Raw genomic sequence first — 19,478 nt, 5'->3', positions numbered from 1 at the left:
GAGTGGGCCCGAAAGGACCCGCTCTTTTTTATTACCTGAACGCGGCTTGGTGGGAGATGCAGCCGACGCGCTGTCGGGAAAGTTCCGCAGCGGGCTTTCAAAGTCTTAACCAAGCCTTGACCCAAGCCTTATCCAACGAGCGCCTTGACCTCTGATATGACCGAACCGAACCCTGGTTCCACGGATGCCGAATTGCTGGCAGAGCCGAGGCTCGTGGTCGAGCCGGGCGTGGCGGCACGGGTGTCCGCGGTCGCAGGCCCGGTGCTCGAGGGCATGGGCTACCGTCTGGTGCGGATCCGCATTTCGGCGGAATCCGGCTGCACCGTGCAGATCATGGCCGAGCGGCCGGACGGTTCGATGCAACTCGAGGATTGCGAGGCGATTTCGCGGGCGCTGTCGCCGGTGCTCGACGTCGCCGACCCGATCGATCGCGCCTATCGGCTGGAAATCTCCTCGCCGGGGATCGACCGCCCGCTGGTGCGGCGCTCCGATTTCGAGCGTTATTACGGCTATCTGGTGAAGATCGACATGGCCGTCGCCCATGAGGGACGGAAGCGGTTCCGCGGCACGCTCGGTGCCGTCGAAGGCGACCGCGTGCACCTGCATCGCGAGGACGTCAAGGCGGGCGATAGTCCCGACGTTCTCCTGACCATGGAAGACATCGGCGAGGCACGGCTCGTGCTCACCGACGAGCTGATCGCGGAATCCATGCGCCGCGGCAAGGCCGAGGAGCGCAAGATGCGCCGCGATCTCGGGCTGGAGCCGCCGGCTGCGCCGCACGCGGAGATCAGCGCGAAGATCACCAAGAACACCAAGCCGAAGAAGAAGCCGGCCCCGACCAACACAAAGAAGCATCGCCTGGCCGCCGAACGCGCGCGACGGGGCGAGATCGAGCCTGACGAAGGAGACTAGCCATGGCAGTCAGCGCCAATCGACTTGAACTGCTCCAGATCGCCGATGCCGTCGCGCGCGAGAAATCGATCGACCGCGGCATCGTCATCGCGGCGATGGAGGACGCCATCGCCAAGGCGGCCCGGGCACGTTACGGCAGCGAGACTGACGTTCATGCCGAGATCGACCCGAAGAAGGGCGAGCTGCGGTTGTCGCGCCACATGCTGGTGGTCGAGAAGGTCGAAAACCACTCGAACCAGATCTCGCTGGTGGATGCGCAGCGCGCCAATCCCGGCGCCCAGGTCGGCGACACCATCGCCGACACCCTGCCGCCGCTGGAATATGGCCGCATCGCCGCACAATCGGCCAAGCAGGTGATCGTGCAGAAGGTGCGCGAGGCCGAGCGTGACCGGCAATATCAGGAATTCAAGGACCGCATCGGCGACATCGTCAACGGCGTGGTCAAGCGCGTCGAATATGGCAGCGTGATCGTCGACCTCGGCCGCGGCGAGGCCATCATCCGCCGCGACGAGATGCTGCCGCGCGAAGTGTTCCGCAACGGCGACCGCGTCCGCGCCTACATCTTCGACGTCCGCCGTGAGACCCGCGGCCCGCAGATCTTCCTGTCCCGGACCCATCCCCAGTTCATGGCGAAACTGTTCGCGCAGGAAGTGCCCGAGATCTATGACGGTATCGTCGAGATCAAGGCGGTCGCCCGCGATCCCGGCTCGCGCGCGAAAATCGGCGTGATTTCCCGCGATTCTTCGGTCGATCCGGTCGGCGCCTGCGTCGGCATGCGCGGCTCGCGCGTGCAGGCGGTGGTGAACGAATTGCAGGGCGAGAAGATCGACATCATCCCCTGGTCGCCCGACATCGCGACCTTCGTGGTCAACGCGCTGGCGCCGGCCGAAGTCTCCAAGGTCGTCATCGACGAGGACCGCGAGCGCATCGAGGTCGTCGTGCCCGACACCAACAACCAGCTCTCGCTGGCAATCGGCCGCCGCGGCCAGAACGTGCGTCTGGCCTCGCAGCTCACCGGCTGGGACATCGACATCCTGACCGAGCAGGAGGAATCGGAGCGCCGCCAGGCCGACTTCGAGAATTCCACCCGAGTCTTCATGGAATCGCTCAATGTCGACGAAGTCGTCGGCCAATTGCTGGCGTCCGAAGGCTTCACCTCGGTCGAGGAACTCGCGATGGTGGACCTCAAGGAACTCGCAGGCATCGAGGGCTTCGACGAGGAGACCGCGCAGGAGCTCCAGAACCGTGCCCGCGAATATCTCGAGCAGCAGGAAGCCGAGATCGAAGCCAAGCGCAAGGAGCTCGGTGTCGAGGACGCCGTCAAGGACGTGCCCGGCGTCACCTCCAAGATGCTGGTGAAGTTCGGCGAGAACGACATCAAGACCGTCGACGACCTCGCCGGCTGCGCCACCGACGATCTGGTCGGCTGGACCGAGCGCAAGGAAGGCGGCGAGCAGACCAAGTTCGCCGGCGCGCTCGATGGTCTCGACGTCTCCCGCGACGATGCGGAAGCCATGATCATGCAGGCGCGCGTCAAGGCCGGCTGGATCACCGAGGCTGACTTGGCCAAGCCGGCCGAAGAGGCTGAGGCGGCTGAAGATCAGCCGGCTTAAGGGCAAAGGAGAATGCCGCTCGGATGCTCGCAGATACTGACCACGATCTCGACAATGGCCCGCGGACCGAAAGGTCCGCGACCATGCGGATGTGCGCGGTCAGCCGCGAGGTCCGGCCGATCGACGAGCTGATCCGCTTCGTCGTCTCGCCCCAAGGCGATATAGTTCCCGATCTCAAGCGCAAGCTGCCGGGACGCGGCATGTGGGTCACCGCCTCGCGCGAGGTGGTTGCGGAAGCCGTGCGGCGTCACCATTTTGGTAGGGCCTTCAAGCGCGAGTTGCGCATTCCCCAGACGCTTCCCGCCGATATCGAGGCGCTCCTGGTTCGGAGCGTGACCGAAGCCCTTGGGATTGCCGCCAAGGCGGGCCAGATCGTGGCCGGCTTCGGCAAGGTCGAAAGCGCGCTTCGGGAAGGCACGGTCGAGGTCCTGATCCACGCCAGCGAGGGGGCCGCGGACGGAATCCGCAAATTGGACACGCTGGCGCGTCAAAACGGCGGAAATCGCGGCGGCAAGCCGCAGATTCCCGTCGTTACCGCACTGAAATCGATAGAATTGGATTTGGCACTTACCCGGTCAAATGTGATACATGCTGCCCTGCTCGCGGGCCCGGCGAGCAAGTCATTCCTGTCACGTAGCCAGATGCTGGTCCGATACCGGATGGCGGACGCTGACAAGACTGCCGAAAAGCCCGGCCAGGATTTCTGAGAGACAACGACGACCCGATAGGACGGTGCGGCAACGCACAACGCTAACAGATCAGGATTAGGACTGCTGAATGGTTGATACCAAGACCCCTGACGACAAGAAGCTGAGCGTTCCGAGCAAGACGCTATCGCTCAAGCCGCGCGTCGAAACGGGCACTGTGCGCCAGAGCTTCAGCCATGGCCGCAGCAAGCAGGTCGTGGTCGAGAAGCGCGGCAAGCGCCGGATCGACGGCAGCCCCGAGCCGCAGGCGCCCACGGTTGTTGCAAAGCCGGCACCGGCTGCGCCAGCGCCGTCTCGCCCCGCCCCGCCCGCCCAGCCGCGCAACGCCGGATCCGGCGTGGTGCTGCGTACGCTGACCGAGGACGAACGTTCTGCCCGCGCCAGCGCGCTGGCCGATGCCAAGGTGCGCGAAGTCGAAGAGCGCCGCCATGCCGAGGAAGAGGCCCAGCGCCGCGCTGTCCGCGAAAACGCCGAGCGCGCCGAGCGCGAGGCCGCCGAAGCCCGCCGCAAGGCCGAGGATGAGCGTCACCGCCACGAAGAGGAAGCCCGGCGCAAGGCCGAAACCGAGGCCAAGAAGCGCTTTGGCGAAGGCGAGCAACCGCAATCCGCGGCGCGCCCTGCAGCGACGGCCTCGGCTGCTCCTGCACCGCGGCCCGGAGCACCTGCGGCCCGGCCCGGGACGACCACCACGGCCCGCCCCGGAACGACGACGGCGCGGCCTGGAACGACCACGCAGCGGCCGGGAGGCCCGGTGGGCCGCGCCCCCGCTGTCGCAGCCGGACCGGACGAGGACGAGGGTCCGCGCCAGATCCGCCGCGGCCCCGGCGGCGCTGCGCGGCCCGTGGTAGCCCCCAAGCCCACCCACAAGCCCGGCCCGCAGAAGGAGCGCGGCCGCCTGACGGTCGTCACCGCATTCAATGCCGACGACGTCCGCGAGCGCTCGATCGCCTCGTTCCGCCGCCGCACCCAGCGCCTTAAGGGCCATGCCGCGAACGAGCCGAAAGAAAAGCTCATCCGCGAGGTGATCATTCCGGAAGCGATCACGATCCAGGAGCTCGCCAACCGCATGGCCGAGCGTGCGGTCGACGTCATCCGCATGCTGATGAAGCAGGGCGCGATGCACAAGATCACCGACGTGATCGACGCCGACACCGCGCAGCTGATCGCCGAAGAGCTGGGTCACACCGTCAAGCGCGTTGCCGCGTCCGACGTTGAAGAAGGCCTGTTCGACGCGATCGAGGATTCCACCGACACCGAGACGCGTTCACCTGTGGTGACCGTGATGGGCCACGTCGACCACGGCAAGACCTCGCTGCTCGACGCGCTCCGCCATGCCAACGTCGTCTCCGGCGAAGCCGGCGGCATCACCCAGCATATCGGCGCCTATCAGGTGCTGTCGCCCGAAAGCGGCAAGAAGATCACCTTCATCGACACGCCCGGCCACGCCGCGTTCACCGCAATGCGCGCCCGCGGCGCCAAGGTGACCGACATCGTCGTGCTGGTGGTTGCGGCCGATGACGGCGTCATGCCGCAGACGATCGAAGCCATCAACCACGCCAAGGCGGCGCGGGTGCCGATCATCGTTGCCATCAACAAGATCGACAAGCCCGACGCCAAGCCAGAGCGCGTGCGCACCGAGCTGCTCCAGCACGAGGTGCAGGTGGAATCCTTCGGCGGCGAAGTCGTCGACGTCGAAGTGTCCGCCAAGAACAAGACCAATCTCGACAAGCTGCTCGAGATGATCGCGCTCCAGGCCGACATTCTCGACCTCAAGACCAATTCGGATCGCCCGGCCGAAGGCACCGTGATCGAGGCCAAGCTCGACCGCGGCCGTGGTCCGGTCGCGACCGTGCTGGTTCAGCGCGGCACGCTCCGTGTCGGAGACATCATCGTCGCCGGCGCCGAAATGGGCCGCGTCCGCGCGCTGATCTCGGATCAGGGCGACACGGTGCAGGAGGCGGGTCCTTCGGTGCCGGTCGAGGTGCTCGGCTTCAACGGTCCGCCGGAAGCCGGCGATCGTCTCGCCGTGGTCGAGAACGAAGCCCGCGCCCGCCAGGTCACCAGCTACCGCGCGCACCAGAAGCGCGAGAACGCGGCTGCCTCGATCTCCGGCATGCGCGGCTCGCTCGAGCAGATGATGTCGCAGTTGAAGACCGCGGGCCGCAAGGAATTCCCGCTGATCATCAAGGCCGACGTGCAGGGTTCGCTGGAAGCGATCCTCGGCTCGCTGGAGAAGCTCGGCACCGACGAAGTCGCCGCGCGCATCCTGCATGCCGGTGTCGGCGGCATCTCGGAATCCGACGTGACGCTCGCGGAAGGCTTCAACGCCGCGATCATCGGCTTCTCGGTTCGTGCCAACAAGGAGGCCGCTGCGGCCGCCAAGCGCAACGGCATTGAGATCCGCTACTACAACATCATCTACGACCTCGTGGACGACGTGAAGAAGGCCATGAGCGGCCTGCTCGCGCCGACCTTGCGCGAAACCATGCTGGGCAATGCCGCGATCCTGGAGATCTTCAACATCTCCAAGGTCGGCAAGGTCGCCGGCTGCCGCGTCACCGACGGCACCGTGGAACGCGGCGCCAATGTGCGCCTGATCCGCGACAACGTCGTCGTGCACGAAGGCAAGCTGTCGACGCTGAAGCGCTTCAAGGACGAAGTGAAGGAAGTCCAGTCCGGTCAGGAATGCGGCATGGCCTTCGAGAACTACCACGACATGCGCGCCGGTGACGTGATCGAGTGTTACCGCGTGGAGACGATCCAGCGCTCCCTGTAAGTCCAAATCTTACCGAAGCGCACGGATCTTTTTGAGCTGAAATAGCGAGAGTGCGGTGGCCGGATTTTTTCCGGCCATCCGCCTCTCATTCGTTTCAACAGGACAAATGACAATGCCCGTGTCCCAAACGCGGGCATGACGAGGTGATTTCCAGATGCCCCGCCATCATCAGAAGAAGAGTTCCGCGCCGGGCGGCTCGCAACGCCAGTTGCGCGTCGGCGAGCAGGTTCGCCATGCGATGGCCGAGATTCTGGCGCAAGGCAATTTGCATGATGCGGACCTCGAAGGTCACATCATCACCGTGCCGGAGGTGCGGATGTCGCCCGACCTGAAGCTCGCAACAGTCTATGTGATGCCGCTCGGTGGCCGCGACACCGGGATCATCATCGCTGCGCTCGACCGCAACAAGAAATTCCTGCGCGGCGAGGTCGCGCGGCGCGTTAACCTGAAATTTGCACCTGACCTTCGCTTCCGCGTCGACGAACGATTCGACGAAGCGGAACGGATCGAGAAGCTTTTGCGAACACCTGCGGTGCAGAAGGACCTGGAACAGGATCCGGATTCGGATCGGGAAGAAGAGCAATGACGATGGACCCGGCTCACGGCACGATCGGCGGCGAAGAGACCGATCAGCGCGACGCGCAGAAAAATAATTTTGCGGACATGAGCGGCAATTCGCAGCCGGATCAGGAGCAGCGCCGCGTCAACAACGATCCGCGCGCAGGCAAGCAGAAGGGCAACCAGCCGCGCCGCGACCGGCGCGACGTCCATGGCTGGGTCGTGCTCGACAAGCCGATCGGCATGACCTCGACGCAGGCGGTCGCCGTGCTCAAGCGCCTTTTCAACGCCAAGCGCGCCGGTCATGCCGGTACGCTCGATCCGCTCGCCTCCGGCGGCCTGCCGATCGCGCTCGGCGAGGCCACCAAGACCGTCCCCTTCGTCATGGACGGCCGCAAGCGCTACCAGTTCACCGTGTGCTGGGGCGAGGAGCGCGACACCGACGACATCGAGGGCCGGGTGACCGCGATCTCCGACCAGCGCCCGACACGGGAGGCCATTCTGGCCCTGCTGCCCCGCTTCACCGGCGTGATCGAGCAGATCCCGCCGCGCTATTCCGCGATCAAGGTCCAGGGCGAGCGCGCCTACGATCTCGCCCGCGACGGCGAGATCGTGGAACTGGCTCCCCGCCCGGTCGAGATTCACCATTTAACCCTTGTAGATCAACCGGATAACGACCGGTCCGTGTTCGAGGCGGAGTGCGGCAAGGGCACCTATGTCCGCGCGCTGGCCCGCGATATGGGCCGGATTCTCGGGACTTACGGTCATATCTGCGCGCTGCGGCGGACCCTGGTCGGCCCATTTGACGAAAACGACATGATTCCGCTGGATCAGCTGGAGGCTTTGTGCGATAGAGCCGCGTCCGGCGAGGGCAGCCTCGCCGACGCGCTTATGCCCGTTGAGACCGCGCTGGACGACATCCCGGCACTGGCCGTCACTCGGGCTGATGCGGCAAGGCTCCATCGGGGCCAGGCCGTTTTGTTGCGCGGACGGGATGCGCCCACTTGTAGCGGCACAGTCTATGTCACGGTGGCAGGCCGGCTTCTCGCGCTTGCTGAAGTTGGCAATGGCGAAATCATCCCCAAGCGTGTGTTCAACCTGACCGGCCTGACTGCCAGCTCCGGTCGCAACGAGAGAAATTGACGATGTCGATTGCCGCAGAACGCAAAGCGGAAGTCATCAAGACGAATGCCAACAAGGCCGGCGACACCGGCTCGCCCGAGGTTCAGGTCGCGATCCTGTCGGAACGCATCAACAACCTCACCAACCATTTCAAGACCCACGTGAAGGACAACCATTCGCGTCGCGGCCTCTTGAAGCTGGTTTCGACCCGCCGTTCGCTGCTCGATTACCTCAAGAAGAGGGACGAGGCGCGGTACAAGGCACTGCTCGAGAAGCACAACATTCGTCGTTAAGAGTTCTTGCGCGCGCCAACGGCGCGCGTTTTTGCGCGTGGTTTCGAACGAAAGCGTTTGTTCAAAGGTTTTTGATCGAGGCTGCGTGCGCGTCGGGTGCGGGCCCAAAGCGCGATAAGAATCGCACTTTGGATTGTTGTTTGAGCATGATCTTGTCGGAAAACCGCTTCGCACTTTTCCGGATCATACTCGAGTGACGATTCGCATCCGGGCATGATCGGCGAAGACCGCGGTTCGGTGTTCGCGTTCGTGCCGACTGACAGTCCAGCGGCAATCCGGCGGCTGGGCAAAACGGGCAAGGCGCCCGTATGACCCGAAGGGATGGACGCCATCCGAAATCCAAAAACCATGGCAGGATCGCAGGACGCTGATCGCCCTCTTCGATCAACGTCCCGCAATCTTGCGCATGGTTTTTGTTTTTCGATCCGTCCTTCTTTCGAGAACCCATGAAAGAAGACATCTATGTTCAATAAGCATTCGGTCGAGATCGACTGGGGTGGACGTCCCCTCAAGCTGGAAACCGGCAAGATCGCGCGCCAGGCCGACGGCGCCGTCGTCGCCACCTATGGCGAGACGGTGGTGCTCGCCACCGTCGTCGCGGCGAAGTCGCCGCGCGAAGGCGTCGACTTCCTGCCGCTGACCGTCGACTACCAGGAAAAGACCTACGCCGCGGGCCGCATTCCCGGCGGCTATTTCAAGCGCGAGGGCCGTCCGACCGAGAAGGAGACGCTGGTCTCCCGCCTGATCGACCGTCCGATCCGCCCGCTGTTCGTCGACGGCTGGCGCAACGAGACCCAGGTGATCGTCACCGTGCTGTCGCACGACATGGAGAACGATCCCGATATCGTCGCGCTGGTGGCCTCGTCGGCTGCGCTGACCCTGTCGGGCGCTCCGTTCAAGGGCCCGATCGGCGCCGCGCGCGTCGGCTTCGCCAATGACGAGTTCATCCTCAACCCGACGCTCGACGAGATGGTCGACACCCAGCTCGACCTCGTCGTGGCCGGCACCGCCGACGCCGTGCTGATGGTGGAATCGGAAGCCAAGGAACTGAACGAAGACATCATGCTCGGCGCGGTCATGTTCGGTCACCGTCACTTCCAGCCGGTGATCAACGCGATCATCGAGCTTGCCGAGAAGGCCGCGAAGGAACCGCGCGAAGTCACCGTGATCGACAATTCGGCGCTCGAAAAGGAAATGCTCGGCATGGTCGAGCAGGAGCTGCGCGCCGCCTACGCCATTCCGGTCAAGCAGGATCGCTACGCCGCGGTCGGCAAGGTCAAGGAAAAGGTGATCGCGCACTACTTCCCCGAAGGGCAGGAGCCGAAATACGACAAGCTGCGCATCGGCGGCGTGTTCAAGGAGCTCGAAGCCAAGATCGTTCGCTGGAACATCCTCGACACCGGCAAGCGCATCGACGGGCGCGACAGCAAGACCGTGCGCAACATCATCGCCGAAGTCGGCGTGCTGCCCCGCGCCCACGGCTCGGCACTGTTCACCCGCGGCGAGACCCAGGCGGTGGTCGTGACCACGCTCGGCACCGGCGAGGACGAGCAGTACATCGACGCGCTGTCGGGAACGTACAAAGAGACGTTCCTGCTGCACTACAACTTCCCTCCCTACTCGGTCGGCGAGACCGGCCGCCTCGGCGGCACCAAGCGCCGCGAGATCGGCCACGGCAAGCTGGCCTGGCGCGCGATCCATCCGGTGCTGCCGCCGCATCACGAATTTCCGTACACGATCCGCGTGGTCTCGGAGATCACCGAATCCAACGGTTCCTCGTCGATGGCTTCGGTCTGCGGCGCCTCGCTCGCGCTGATGGACGCCGGCGTTCCGCTGAAGCGGCCGACCGCGGGCATTGCGATGGGCCTGATCCTCGAAGACAAGCGCTTCGCGGTTCTCTCCGACATCCTCGGTGACGAAGATCATCTCGGCGACATGGACTTCAAGGTCGCCGGCACGGAAGCGGGCATCACCTCGCTCCAGATGGACATCAAGATCGAGGGCATCACCGAAGAGATCATGAAGGTCGCACTCGGCCAGGCCAAGGATGGGCGTATCCACATCCTCGGCGAAATGGCCAAGGCACTCACCAACGCCCGTGCCGAGCTCGGCGAATATGCGCCGCGCATCGAAACCTTCAAGATCGCCACCGACAAGATCCGCGAAGTGATCGGCACCGGCGGCAAGGTGATCCGCGAGATCGTCGAGAAGACCGGCGCCAAGGTCAACATCGAGGACGACGGCACCGTGAAGGTCGCCTCCAGCGACGGCGAGGCGATGAAGGCCGCGATCAAGTGGATCAAGTCGATCGCCTCCGATCCGGAAGTCGGCCAGATCTATGACGGCACCGTCGTCAAGGTGATGGAGTTCGGCGCCTTCGTGAACTTCTTCGGCTCCAAGGACGGTCTCGTCCACATCAGCCAGCTCGCTTCGGCGCGCGTGCAGAAGACCTCCGATGTCGTCAAGGAAGGCGACAAGGTCAAGGTCAAGCTGCTCGGCTTCGACGACCGCGGCAAGACCCGCCTGTCGATGAAGGTGGTCGACCAGACCACCGGCGAAGACCTCGAAGGCAAGGGCGGCGACGGCGAGAAGGCCCCGCGCGAAGCGGCCGGCGAGTAATCGCTCGGCACCATCGGAAACACGAGGGGCGGCCGAGAGGCCGCCCTTTTTATTAGCCGTCAGCAGCCTGCATCACCGGAATGGCAATGCGCGATTCCGCCGCAGCGTCACAATGACTGCGATCGAAACCGGCGATGGTCGCTGCTGCGTACCTGTTGTCACGGCCGTCCGCCGTATCGGCGGATCGTCCCCAGACAGGAGAACCACATGTCATCCCTATCCCGGCGCCGTCTCATCGTCGCTGCAACTGGCCTCGTCGCGACTGCTGCTGCCCCGCGCCTCCTGTTCGCGCAGGCTGCCATGGCGGCCGCAGGTCCGTTCAAGCTAGAACCGCTGGCCTATCCGGCGAACGCGCTGGAACCGCATATCGATGCCAAGACGATGGAGATCCATCACGACCGCCATCACCAGGCGTTCATCACCAACCTGAACAATTTCGCCAAGGACAATCCGCAGCTCGCGGAAAAGCCTGTCGGCGAAGTGCTGGGCAATCTCGGCGCCGTGCCGGAAGCAATCCGCACCGGCGTCCGCAACAGCATGGGCGGCCACGCCAATCACACGATGTTCTGGCAGATCATGGGGCCGAACAGCGGCAAGCCGGAAGGTGCCCTGCTCGCTGCAATCGACAGCGATCTGGGCGGCATGGAAAAATTCCAGACCGACTTCAACGCAGCCGGCGGGCGCGTGTTCGGCTCGGGCTGGGTGTTCGTGACTGTCGGCAAGGATGGCAAGCTCGCGATCGAGACGCGGCCCAACCAGGACAATCCGATGATGGACGGCAAGCGCGCGCTGCTCGGTAACGACGTCTGGGAGCACGCCTATTACCTGAACTACCAGAACCGTCGCGCCGATTATCTCAAGGCATGGTGGAACACGGTGAACTGGAAGGTCGTGGGCGAACGTTTTACAGCCGCCAAGGCCGGCACACTCGACGTGTGACGACAATCCGGGCCAACGAAAAAGGGCGACCTCTCGGCCGCCCTTTTGTTTGTCGCTTGCTGATCGGGATCAGGCCGCGATGTCGTACCGGTCGAGGTTCATCACCTTGGTCCAGGCCTTGGCGAAGTCATTGACGAACTGCTCCTTGGAATCCGAAGTGGCATAGACCTCGGCGTAGGCGCGAAGCTGCGAGTGCGCACCGAAGATCAGGTCGGCGCGCGTGCCGGTCCACTTCACCGCATTGGTCTTGCGGTCGCGGGCCTCGTAGGTGCCGTCAGCCGCCGCCGTCCACTGCGCACCCATGTCGAGCAGGTTGACGAAGAAGTCGTTGCTGAGCGTGCCCACCTTGGCGGTGAGAACACCGTGCTTCGAACCGTTCGCGTTGGCGCCGAGCACACGCAGGCCGCCGACGAGCACGGTCAGTTCGGGACCGGAGAGCTTCAACAGCTGCGCACGATCGACGAGGGCTTCTTCCTGCTGCAGGAATTGATGCCGCTTGCCGACGTAGTTGCGGAAGCCATCGGCCCGCGGCTCCAGCGGAGCAAAGGATGCAGCGTCGGTCTGCTCCTGCGAGGCATCCATGCGACCCGGCGTGAAGCCGACCTTCACGTCGACGCCGGCATCCTTCGCGGCCTTCTCGACCGCGGCGGTGCCGCCGAGCACGATCAGGTCCGCAAGCGAGACCTTCTTCGCACCGGCCGAGGCGTTGAACTCCTTCTGGATCGCTTCGAGCTTGCCCAGAACCTTCGAGAGCTGGGCCGGCTGGTTCACCTCCCAGTCCTTCTGCGGGGCAAGACGGATGCGTGCGCCGTTGGCGCCGCCGCGCTTGTCGGAGCCGCGGAACGTCGAGGCCGACGCCCATGCGGTCGAAACCAGCTCGGAGACCGAGAGGCCCGAAGCCAGGATCTTGGTCTTCAGCGCGGCGATGTCCTGATCGCTGGCCAGCTCGTGATTCACCGCCGGAATCGGGTCCTGCCAGATCAGCGTCTCCTTCGGCACCAGCGGGCCGAGATAGCGCTGGATCGGTCCCATGTCGCGGTGGGTGAGCTTGAACCAGGCGCGGGCAAAGGCGTCCGCGAACTGATCCGGGTTCTCCAGGAAGCGACGCGAGATCTTCTCATAGGCCGGATCGAAGCGCAGCGAGAGGTCGGTCGTCAGCATCGTCGGCCGGTGCTTCTTCGACTTGTCGAACGCATCGGGAATGATCGCGTCGGCGCCCTTCGCCGTCCACTGGTTCGCGCCGCCCGGGCTCTTCGTCAGCTCCCATTCGAAATTGAACAGGTTCTCGAAGAAATTGTTGCTCCACTTCGTCGGCGTCTTGGTCCATGTCACCTCGAGTCCGCTGGTGATGGAATCGCCAGCCAGGCCCGACGCGTGCTTGCTCTTCCAGCCGAGGCCCTGATCCTCGAGCGCGCCCGCTTCCGGCTCCGGTCCGACCAGCGACGGATCGCCCGCGCCGTGGGTCTTGCCAAAACTGTGGCCGCCGGCGATCAGCGCGACGGTTTCCTCGTCGTTCATCGCCATGCGGGCGAACGTCTCGCGGATGTCCTTGGCCGCGGCGACCGGATCCGGCTTGCCGTTCGGGCCTTCCGGGTTGACGTAGATGAGGCCCATCTGCACCGCGCCGAGCGGTTCGGCGAGTTCGCGTTCGCCACTGTAGCGCTCATCGCCCAGCCACGTGCCTTCGGGACCCCAATAGAGCTCTTCCGGCTCCCAGACGTCGGCGCGGCCACCGGCGAAACCGAACGTCTTGAAGCCCATCGACTCCAGCGCGACATTGCCGGCGAGCACCATCAGATCGGCCCAGGAGAGCTTGCGGCCGTATTTCTGCTTGATCGGCCAGAGCAGCCGACGCGCCTTGTCGAGATTGGCGTTGTCAGGCCAGCTGTTGAGCGGGGCGAACCGCTGCTGACCGGCGCCGGCGCCACCGCGACCGTCGGTGGTGCGATAGGTGCCCGCGCTGTGCCAGGCCATGCGGATCATCAGGCCGCCATAGTGGCCGAAGTCGGCAGGCCACCATTCCTGCGAATCCGTCATCAGAGCGGTCAGGTCCTTGATGACCGCGTTGAGGTCGAGCGACTTGAATTCCCTGGCGTAGTCGAACTCCTTGCCCATCGGATCGGACAGGCCGGAATTCTTGTGCAGCATCTCGATGCTGAGCTGGGTTGGCCACCAATCGCGGTTCGCCGGCACGCGTTTTCCACCCGAAAACGGGCACTTTGAAGTGTCGTCCATGAATACCTCCTCTGGTGGCGTCGAACTCGCACCTTTGACCAGGTCAAACCACTCTAAGCCTCCCATTCCATCAGGGGAAGTTGACTTTAATGATCGCTGCGATAGGATTTTCTGATGGCCAACGTGACGATGCGCCAGCTCAGGTATTTCGACGCGCTGGCGCGTCACGGCCATTTCGGCCGCGCGGCGGAGGCAAGCGCCATTTCGCAGCCGGCCCTGTCGATGCAGATCAAGGAACTCGAGGAGGCGCTCGGCGGCCTGCTGCTGGAGCGCAGCGCCCGCCAGGTGGCGCTGACCCGGTTCGGCGAAGAGCTCGCGCCACGCGTCCGCGACATCCTGCGCTCGGTCGATGAGCTCGGCGATTTCGCGCGCGCCTCGCAGGACCGCTTTGCGGGCCGGCTGCGGATCGGCATGATCCCGACGATCGCGCCCTATCTGCTGCCCAAGATCACCAAGAATCTCACGCGCATGCATCCCGAGCTGGACATCCGCGTGCGCGAGACGATGACGCCGCGGCTGATCCAGGAACTGGTGGAAGGCCGGCTCGATACCGCCATCGTCGCGCTGCCGGTGTCCGAACCCTCGCTCACCGAGGTCGCGCTGTTCGACGAGAAATTCCTGCTGGTGCGGCCGGGTTCCGATGAAGGCACGCCGGTGCCGTCGCGGGAGATGATGCGCGAGATGCGGCTGTTGCTGCTCGAAGAAGGCCACTGCTTCCGCGATCAGGCGCTGTCCTTCTGCAACATGCAATCGGCGCCGCCGCGCGAGATGCTGGACGCGAATTCGCTGTCGACGCTGGTGCAGATGGTCAGCGCCGGCATCGGCGTGACCTTGATTCCCGAGATGGCCGTGCCGGTGGAGACGCGATCGGCCTCGGTCTCGCTGGCGCGTTTCCGCGACCCGCAGCCGTCGCGCACCATCGGCATGGTCTGGCGCAAGACCAGCCCGCTGGCTCGGCAACTCCTGCAAATCTCCGAAGTGGTGTGCCTGTCGGCCGGCAAGGCGCGCGCACGGCCATCCGTGCGCAGTCAGCGGGCTTGACGCGGCGATGTCGCATCCGATCATCCGCCCAGCCCGCGCCGACGAATATGACGAGGTCGGCCGCGTCTGGATGGAAAGCTGGGTCTCGACCGGGCTCGGCGAAGCGAGCGCCTTCCTGCTGGCAAACCTGCGTGCGCGGATCCACCGCGAGATAGAGGCCGGCTGGAGCCTGTTCGTCGCCGACGACAACGGCACGCTCGCGGCGATGCTGGCGCTGCATCTGCCGAAGCTCTATCTCGACATGCTGTTCGTCGCCCCCGCCTATCAGGGGCAATCGCTCGGCCGCCAATTGCTCGCTTTCACGCGCACGCAAATGCCCGACGAGATGTACCTGCGCTGCGTCCGCGAGAACGAAAAAGCCTGGCGCTGGTACGAGCGCGAGGGTTTTGTGTTCGAGAAGGAAGAGATCGAGCCCTCGAACGGGTTCATGATGAAGTATTACCGGTGGAAGAACAAAGGAAACGCGCCATGATCAAACTCTACTGGTCGCCGCGCTCGCGTTCGTTCTCGACGCTCTGGCTGATGGAGGAGAGCGGACTGCCCTATGAGCGCGTGCTGACGGACATTTCGACGGGCGCGCAGAAGGCGCCGGACTATTTGAAGATCAATCCGATGGGCAAGGTGCCGGCGCTGACCGACGGCGATGCCGCGCTCGGCGAAGCCGCCGCTATCTGCGCCTATATCGCCGATCGCTATCCGGATACGAAGCTCGCGCCAGACGTGACCGATCCGCGCCGCGCGCGTTACCTGCAATGGCTGTTCTTCTCGCCAAGCTGCATCGAACCCGCCATCATCCAGATCTTCACCAGGATCGAGATCCCGACATCGACCGCGGCCTGGGGCAGCGCGACGCAGGTCTTCGACGTGCTGGAAGCCGCGCTTGCCAAGGGGCCGTGGATCCTCGGCGAGGAGTTTTCGGCCGCCGACATCACGATCGGCTCGGGCCTGAATTTCGCGGTGCGCGTGTTCAAGATGGTGCCGTCGCGCCCGGCCTTCGATGCCTATATCGCACGCTGCATGGCGCGTCCGGCGTTCCAGCGCGGAGAGAAGATCGCGGCGGGGTAGCGGACCGCCCTAATCCGACGTTTTCAAATCGTCCGGCCTCGGCATCAGCACGGTGTTGTAGCCGGAATCGACATAGTGGATCTCGCCGGTCACGCCGCCGGAGAGATCCGACAGCAGATACAGCGCCGAGCCGCCAAGCTCGTCGAGCGTGACGCCGCGGCGGAGCGGCGAATGCTTTTGCATGAAGGCGAACATCGCGCGCGCCTCGCCGATGCCGGAGCCGGCGAGCGTGCGGATGGGACCGGCCGAGATCGCGTTGACGCGGATGCCGCGCGGTCCGAAATCGGAGGCGAGATAGCGCACCGAGGCTTCCAGCGCCGCCTTGGCGACGCCCATCACGTTGTAGTTCGGCATCGCGCGCTCCGAAGCGCCGAAGGTCAGCGTGACCATGCTGCCGCCCTCCGTCATCAGCTCCGCGGCACGCTTGGCGACTTCCGTGAAGGAGAAGCAGGAGATCACCATGGTGCGCGAAAAATTCTCGCGGCTGGTGTCGGCGTAACGGCCCTTCAGCTCGTTCTTGTCGGCAAAGCCGATCGCGTGGATCACGAAATCGAGCTGGCCCCACTTCTCGCGCAGCGCAGCGAAGGTGGCATCGACGCTGGCGATGTCCTCGACGTCGCAGGGCAACACCAGTTCCACGCCGAGAGACTCCGCCAGCGGCTTGACGCGCTTTCCCAGGGCCTCGCCCTGGAAGGTGAAGGCAAGCTCGGCGCCATGGGCATGCAGCGTCTTCGCCATACCCCAGGCGATCGAATGATCATTGGCGATCCCCATGATCAGACCGCGCTTGCCTTTCATCAAACCTTCCATTGCCTCGCAACTCCCATTATCCGAGGTCGTCGCTCACGCATGTGGGCGATACAATATTCTGGCGGCGATCATTGTAGGCCGGGAAACCGAAGGGTGCTGGCTCACACGTCCAGCCGGCTGAACACCAGCGTGGCGTTGGTGCCGCCGAAGCCGAAGGAGTTCGACAGCACGGTGCCGATTTTGACGTTGTCGATGCGCTTGCGCACGATCGGCATGTCGGCGAAGGCGGGATCGAGCTCCTGGATGTGAGCGCTCTCGCAGATGAAGCCGTTGTTCATCATCAGCAGTGAATAGATCGCTTCCTGCACGCCGGTTGCGCCCAGGGAGTGACCGGTCAGCGCCTTGGTCGCCGAGATCGGCGGACACTTGTCGCCATTTCCGAACACCCTGCGGAGCGCATCGATCTCCGGCGGATCGCCGGCCGGCGTCGATGTCGCGTGCGGATTGATGTAGTCGACCTTGGTCTTCACGGTCGACATTGCCATGCGCATGCAGCGCTCGGCGCCCTCGCCTGAGGGTGCGACCATGTCGTAGCCGTCGGAGGTCGCGCCGTAGCCGACGATCTCGCCGTAGATGCGCGCGCCGCGCGCCTTGGCATGCTCGAGCTCCTCCAGCACCAGCACGCCAGCGCCGCCGGCAATCACGAAGCCGTCGCGGTTGACGTCGTAGGGACGCGAGGCGGTGGCAGGCGTATCGTTGTACTTCGAGGACATCGCGCCCATGGCGTCGAACAGCACCGACAGCGACCAGTCCAGCTCTTCGCACCCGCCGGCGAAGATGACGTCCTGCTTGCCGATCTGGATCGTCTCATAGGCGTTGCCGACGCAATGGTTCGACGTCGCACAGGCCGACGAGATCGAATAGTTCACGCCCTTGATCTTGAACCAGGTCGCAAGTGTCGCGGAGGCCGTGGACGACATCGCCTTCGGCACTGCAAACGGTCCGACGCGCTTCGGCCCCTTGGTGCGGGTGATGTCGGCAGCCTCGACGATGGTGCGGGCGGACGGACCGCCGGAGCCCATGATGATGCCGGTGCGGATATTGGAGATGTCGTCGGGCGACAGACCGGAATCCTGGATCGCCTGCTCCATCGCGACGTGATTCCAGGCAGCGCCCTGACCGAGGAAACGCATTGCGCGGCGGTCGACCACCGTCGAAGGATCGAGCGACGGCGCACCCTGCACCTGCGAGCGGAAGCCGAGCTCGGCATATTTCTCAGCCCGCGAAATGCCCGACTTCGCCTCGTGAAGGCTCGCAAGCACTTCCTGGGTGTTGTTTCCGATGGACGAAACGATGCCCATTCCGGTGACCACAACCCGCCTCATGACAGCCTCGCCTTACTCGTTGTCGTCTTGGTGATGCGCTCAGCCTAGGCTCGTGCCCTGCTTGAACAGGCCGACCTTCAAATCCTTCGCGCGATAGATAATCTGGTCGTCGACCGAAAGCCATCCGTCGGCGATACCGAGCACCAGCTTTGAACGCATCACGCGCTTGATATCGACGTTGTACACAACCTTGCGGGCCTCGGGCAGCACCTGACCGCTGAACTTCAGCTCATTCAGGCCGAGTGCCCGCCCACGACCCTCGCCCCCGGTCCAACCCAGATAAAAGCCGACCATTTGCCACAGCGCGTCGAGGCCGAGGCAGCCGGGCATCACGGGATCGTTCTTGAAGTGGCAGCCGAAGAACCAGAGGTCGGGCTTCACGTCGAGCTCGGCGCGCACCACGCCCTTGCCGAACTCGCCGCCATTGTCGCTGATGTCCGTGATGCGGTCGAACATCAGCATCGGCGGCAACGGCAGCTGGGCATTGCCCGGGCCGAACATCTCACCGCGGGCACATGCCAGCAGGTCTTCGTATTCGTATCCGTTGCGCCTGTTCAGCATGCACGAGCCTCTGTTCTAATCCCGATGGAGCGGCGTTTTGGCGAAAATGGGCCCGTCTCGGTCGGAGAGCAACGCCAATTGCCACCGTCAGGCGCGGCTTCCGCAAGCCCCGGATGGACTGCGGGCCTGGCCTTCAGGCCTGGCTGCCCCAAAATCGGCTGCGCGGAACCGCGGGCTCTCTAACACAGGCGATTTCAGTGGCAAAGCGCTCTCGTGAAGGTAAAATGACGTGGTCCTCGCCAGGTTCCAAGACTGATTAGAACCTCTCTAGTTGCGAGAAACTTGCATCTGCATCTTTCTGTTCTTATATTGCAGGGAGTTATTGTTCACGCGTGCCCGAAATCTGGAAATGAACGAGAATTCCGCGCCCCATCACGACGACGACGTCCATTCCGCGGCCCTTCTGTCCGGCCGCCAGCCGGCTTTGACCGGCTGCCCGTGGCACGATGTCAACGAAATGCTCCAGTCCGCGGGGCTTCGTCCGACGCGCCAGCGCATGGCGCTCGGCTGGCTCCTGTTCGGCAAGGGTGCGCGTCATCTCACGGCTGAAATGCTCTACGAGGAAGCGACGCTGGCCAAGGTGCCGGTCTCTCTGGCGACCGTCTACAACACGCTGAACCAGCTCACCGATGCCGGCCTGCTCCGTCAGGTCAGTGTCGACGGCACCAAGACCTATTTCGACACCAACGTGACGACCCACCATCACTACTACCTCGAGAACAGCCATGAGCTGGTCGATATCGAGGATCCGCATCTGGCGCTGTCCAAGATGCCGGAGGTGCCCGAGGGTTACGAGATCGCGCGCATCGACATGGTCGTGCGGCTGCGCAAGAAGCGCTGAGGTTTACTCGGCTGATTTGACCGTCATGGCCGGGATTTCCCGGCCATTGTCGTTTCAGGCC

At 64.2% G+C, this 19,478-nt stretch carries 17 protein-coding genes; 13 read left to right on the top strand and 4 right to left on the bottom strand.

The genetic code is table 11. From position 1 onward, the window contains the following. Positions 1 to 156: 156 nt before the first annotated feature. The 9 genes from rimP to NR187_RS22135 all read left to right on the top strand — a co-directional run bounded on the left by rimP (position 157) and on the right by NR187_RS22135 (position 11,539). Positions 157 to 912 (top strand): ribosome maturation factor RimP, encoded by a 756-nt coding sequence (rimP, locus tag NR187_RS22175; RefSeq protein WP_256807598.1) that lies wholly within the window; start codon positions 157 to 159, stop codon positions 910 to 912. Positions 913 to 914: 2 nt separating this feature from the next. After that, positions 915 to 2,525: a transcription termination factor NusA gene (gene nusA / locus NR187_RS22170; RefSeq protein ID WP_211383901.1), complete on the top strand. Its 1,611-nt coding sequence runs from the start codon at positions 915 to 917 to the stop codon at positions 2,523 to 2,525. A gap of 23 nt (positions 2,526 to 2,548) precedes the next feature. Beyond that, the gene (locus NR187_RS22165; RefSeq protein ID WP_256807597.1) at positions 2,549 to 3,232 is read left to right on the top strand and encodes an RNA-binding protein; all 684 of its coding nucleotides are present in this window, start codon (positions 2,549 to 2,551) and stop codon (positions 3,230 to 3,232) included. A gap of 70 nt (positions 3,233 to 3,302) precedes the next feature. Next, positions 3,303 to 6,008 carry a translation initiation factor IF-2 gene (infB, locus tag NR187_RS22160; RefSeq protein WP_211383899.1) on the top strand — a complete coding sequence of 902 codons (2,706 nt, stop codon included), beginning with the start codon at positions 3,303 to 3,305 and terminating at the stop codon, positions 6,006 to 6,008. Between the two features lie 154 nt (positions 6,009 to 6,162). Then, complete coding sequence (gene rbfA, locus NR187_RS22155; RefSeq protein WP_256807596.1) at positions 6,163 to 6,594, top strand: 30S ribosome-binding factor RbfA; 432 nt, start codon at positions 6,163 to 6,165, stop codon at positions 6,592 to 6,594. After that, entirely contained in the window at positions 6,591 to 7,709 is a 1,119-nt protein-coding gene (gene truB, locus NR187_RS22150) for a tRNA pseudouridine(55) synthase TruB (protein WP_211383897.1), read from the top strand. Before rbfA ends, truB begins: the two co-directional genes overlap by 4 nt. 2 nt (positions 7,710 to 7,711) lie before the next feature. Then, positions 7,712 to 7,981, top strand: a complete 270-nt coding sequence (rpsO, locus tag NR187_RS22145) for a 30S ribosomal protein S15 (protein ID WP_008131787.1) — start codon at positions 7,712 to 7,714, stop codon at positions 7,979 to 7,981. Between the two features lie 462 nt (positions 7,982 to 8,443). Next, entirely contained in the window at positions 8,444 to 10,600 is a 2,157-nt protein-coding gene (gene pnp, locus NR187_RS22140; protein ID WP_211383896.1) for a polyribonucleotide nucleotidyltransferase, read from the top strand. 207 nt (positions 10,601 to 10,807) lie between these two features. Further along, a complete protein-coding gene (locus tag NR187_RS22135; protein WP_306235676.1) occupies positions 10,808 to 11,539 on the top strand; it encodes a superoxide dismutase in 732 nt (243 codons plus the stop codon). Between the two features lie 69 nt (positions 11,540 to 11,608). Here the strand turns inward: NR187_RS22135 and katG are convergent, their stop codons facing one another. Next, positions 11,609 to 13,774, bottom strand: coding sequence for a catalase/peroxidase HPI (gene katG / locus NR187_RS22130; RefSeq protein ID WP_256807595.1), 2,166 nt, complete (start codon positions 13,772 to 13,774; stop codon positions 11,609 to 11,611). A gap of 114 nt (positions 13,775 to 13,888) precedes the next feature. On the opposite strand from katG, the gene NR187_RS22125 reads away from it, so the two are divergent. Genes NR187_RS22125 through NR187_RS22115 form a run of 3 tightly spaced genes read left to right on the top strand, consistent with a single transcriptional unit; the run spans position 13,889 to position 15,880 of the window. Beyond that, positions 13,889 to 14,815: a hydrogen peroxide-inducible genes activator gene (locus tag NR187_RS22125; RefSeq protein ID WP_211383894.1), complete on the top strand. Its 927-nt coding sequence runs from the start codon at positions 13,889 to 13,891 to the stop codon at positions 14,813 to 14,815. A gap of 7 nt (positions 14,816 to 14,822) precedes the next feature. Beyond that, the gene (locus NR187_RS22120) at positions 14,823 to 15,287 is read left to right on the top strand and encodes a GNAT family N-acetyltransferase (RefSeq protein WP_211383893.1); all 465 of its coding nucleotides are present in this window, start codon (positions 14,823 to 14,825) and stop codon (positions 15,285 to 15,287) included. After that, on the top strand, positions 15,284 to 15,880 hold the full coding sequence (locus NR187_RS22115; RefSeq protein WP_211383892.1) for a glutathione S-transferase family protein: 597 nt from the start codon (positions 15,284 to 15,286) through the stop codon (positions 15,878 to 15,880). Before NR187_RS22120 ends, NR187_RS22115 begins: the two co-directional genes overlap by 4 nt. 9 nt (positions 15,881 to 15,889) lie before the next feature. Here NR187_RS22115 and fabI read toward each other — a convergent pair whose 3' ends face one another. The 3 genes from fabI to fabA form a co-directional block, all read right to left on the bottom strand. Continuing rightward, entirely contained in the window at positions 15,890 to 16,690 is an 801-nt protein-coding gene (gene fabI, locus NR187_RS22110) for an enoyl-ACP reductase FabI (RefSeq protein ID WP_211383891.1), read from the bottom strand. Positions 16,691 to 16,791: 101 nt separating this feature from the next. Continuing rightward, the gene (fabB, locus tag NR187_RS22105; protein ID WP_211383890.1) at positions 16,792 to 18,015 is read right to left on the bottom strand and encodes a beta-ketoacyl-ACP synthase I; all 1,224 of its coding nucleotides are present in this window, start codon (positions 18,013 to 18,015) and stop codon (positions 16,792 to 16,794) included. Positions 18,016 to 18,054: 39 nt separating this feature from the next. Further along, positions 18,055 to 18,576 (bottom strand): bifunctional 3-hydroxydecanoyl-ACP dehydratase/trans-2-decenoyl-ACP isomerase, encoded by a 522-nt coding sequence (gene fabA / locus NR187_RS22100; protein WP_211383889.1) that lies wholly within the window; start codon positions 18,574 to 18,576, stop codon positions 18,055 to 18,057. Positions 18,577 to 18,925: 349 nt separating this feature from the next. Between fabA and irrA the strand changes: the two genes are divergently transcribed. Next, positions 18,926 to 19,417, top strand: a complete 492-nt coding sequence (gene irrA / locus NR187_RS22095; RefSeq protein WP_211383888.1) for an iron response transcriptional regulator IrrA — start codon at positions 18,926 to 18,928, stop codon at positions 19,415 to 19,417. The last annotated feature ends 61 nt before the right edge of the window (positions 19,418 to 19,478 follow it).

Origin of the sequence: Bradyrhizobium sp. Bra64, assembly GCF_024519875.1 — a bacterium.
In the GTDB taxonomy this organism is placed as follows: domain Bacteria; phylum Pseudomonadota; class Alphaproteobacteria; order Rhizobiales; family Xanthobacteraceae; genus Bradyrhizobium; species Bradyrhizobium japonicum_G.
Note: the sequence above shows the minus strand (reverse complement) of the source record. Positions and strands in the feature narration are given on the sequence as shown.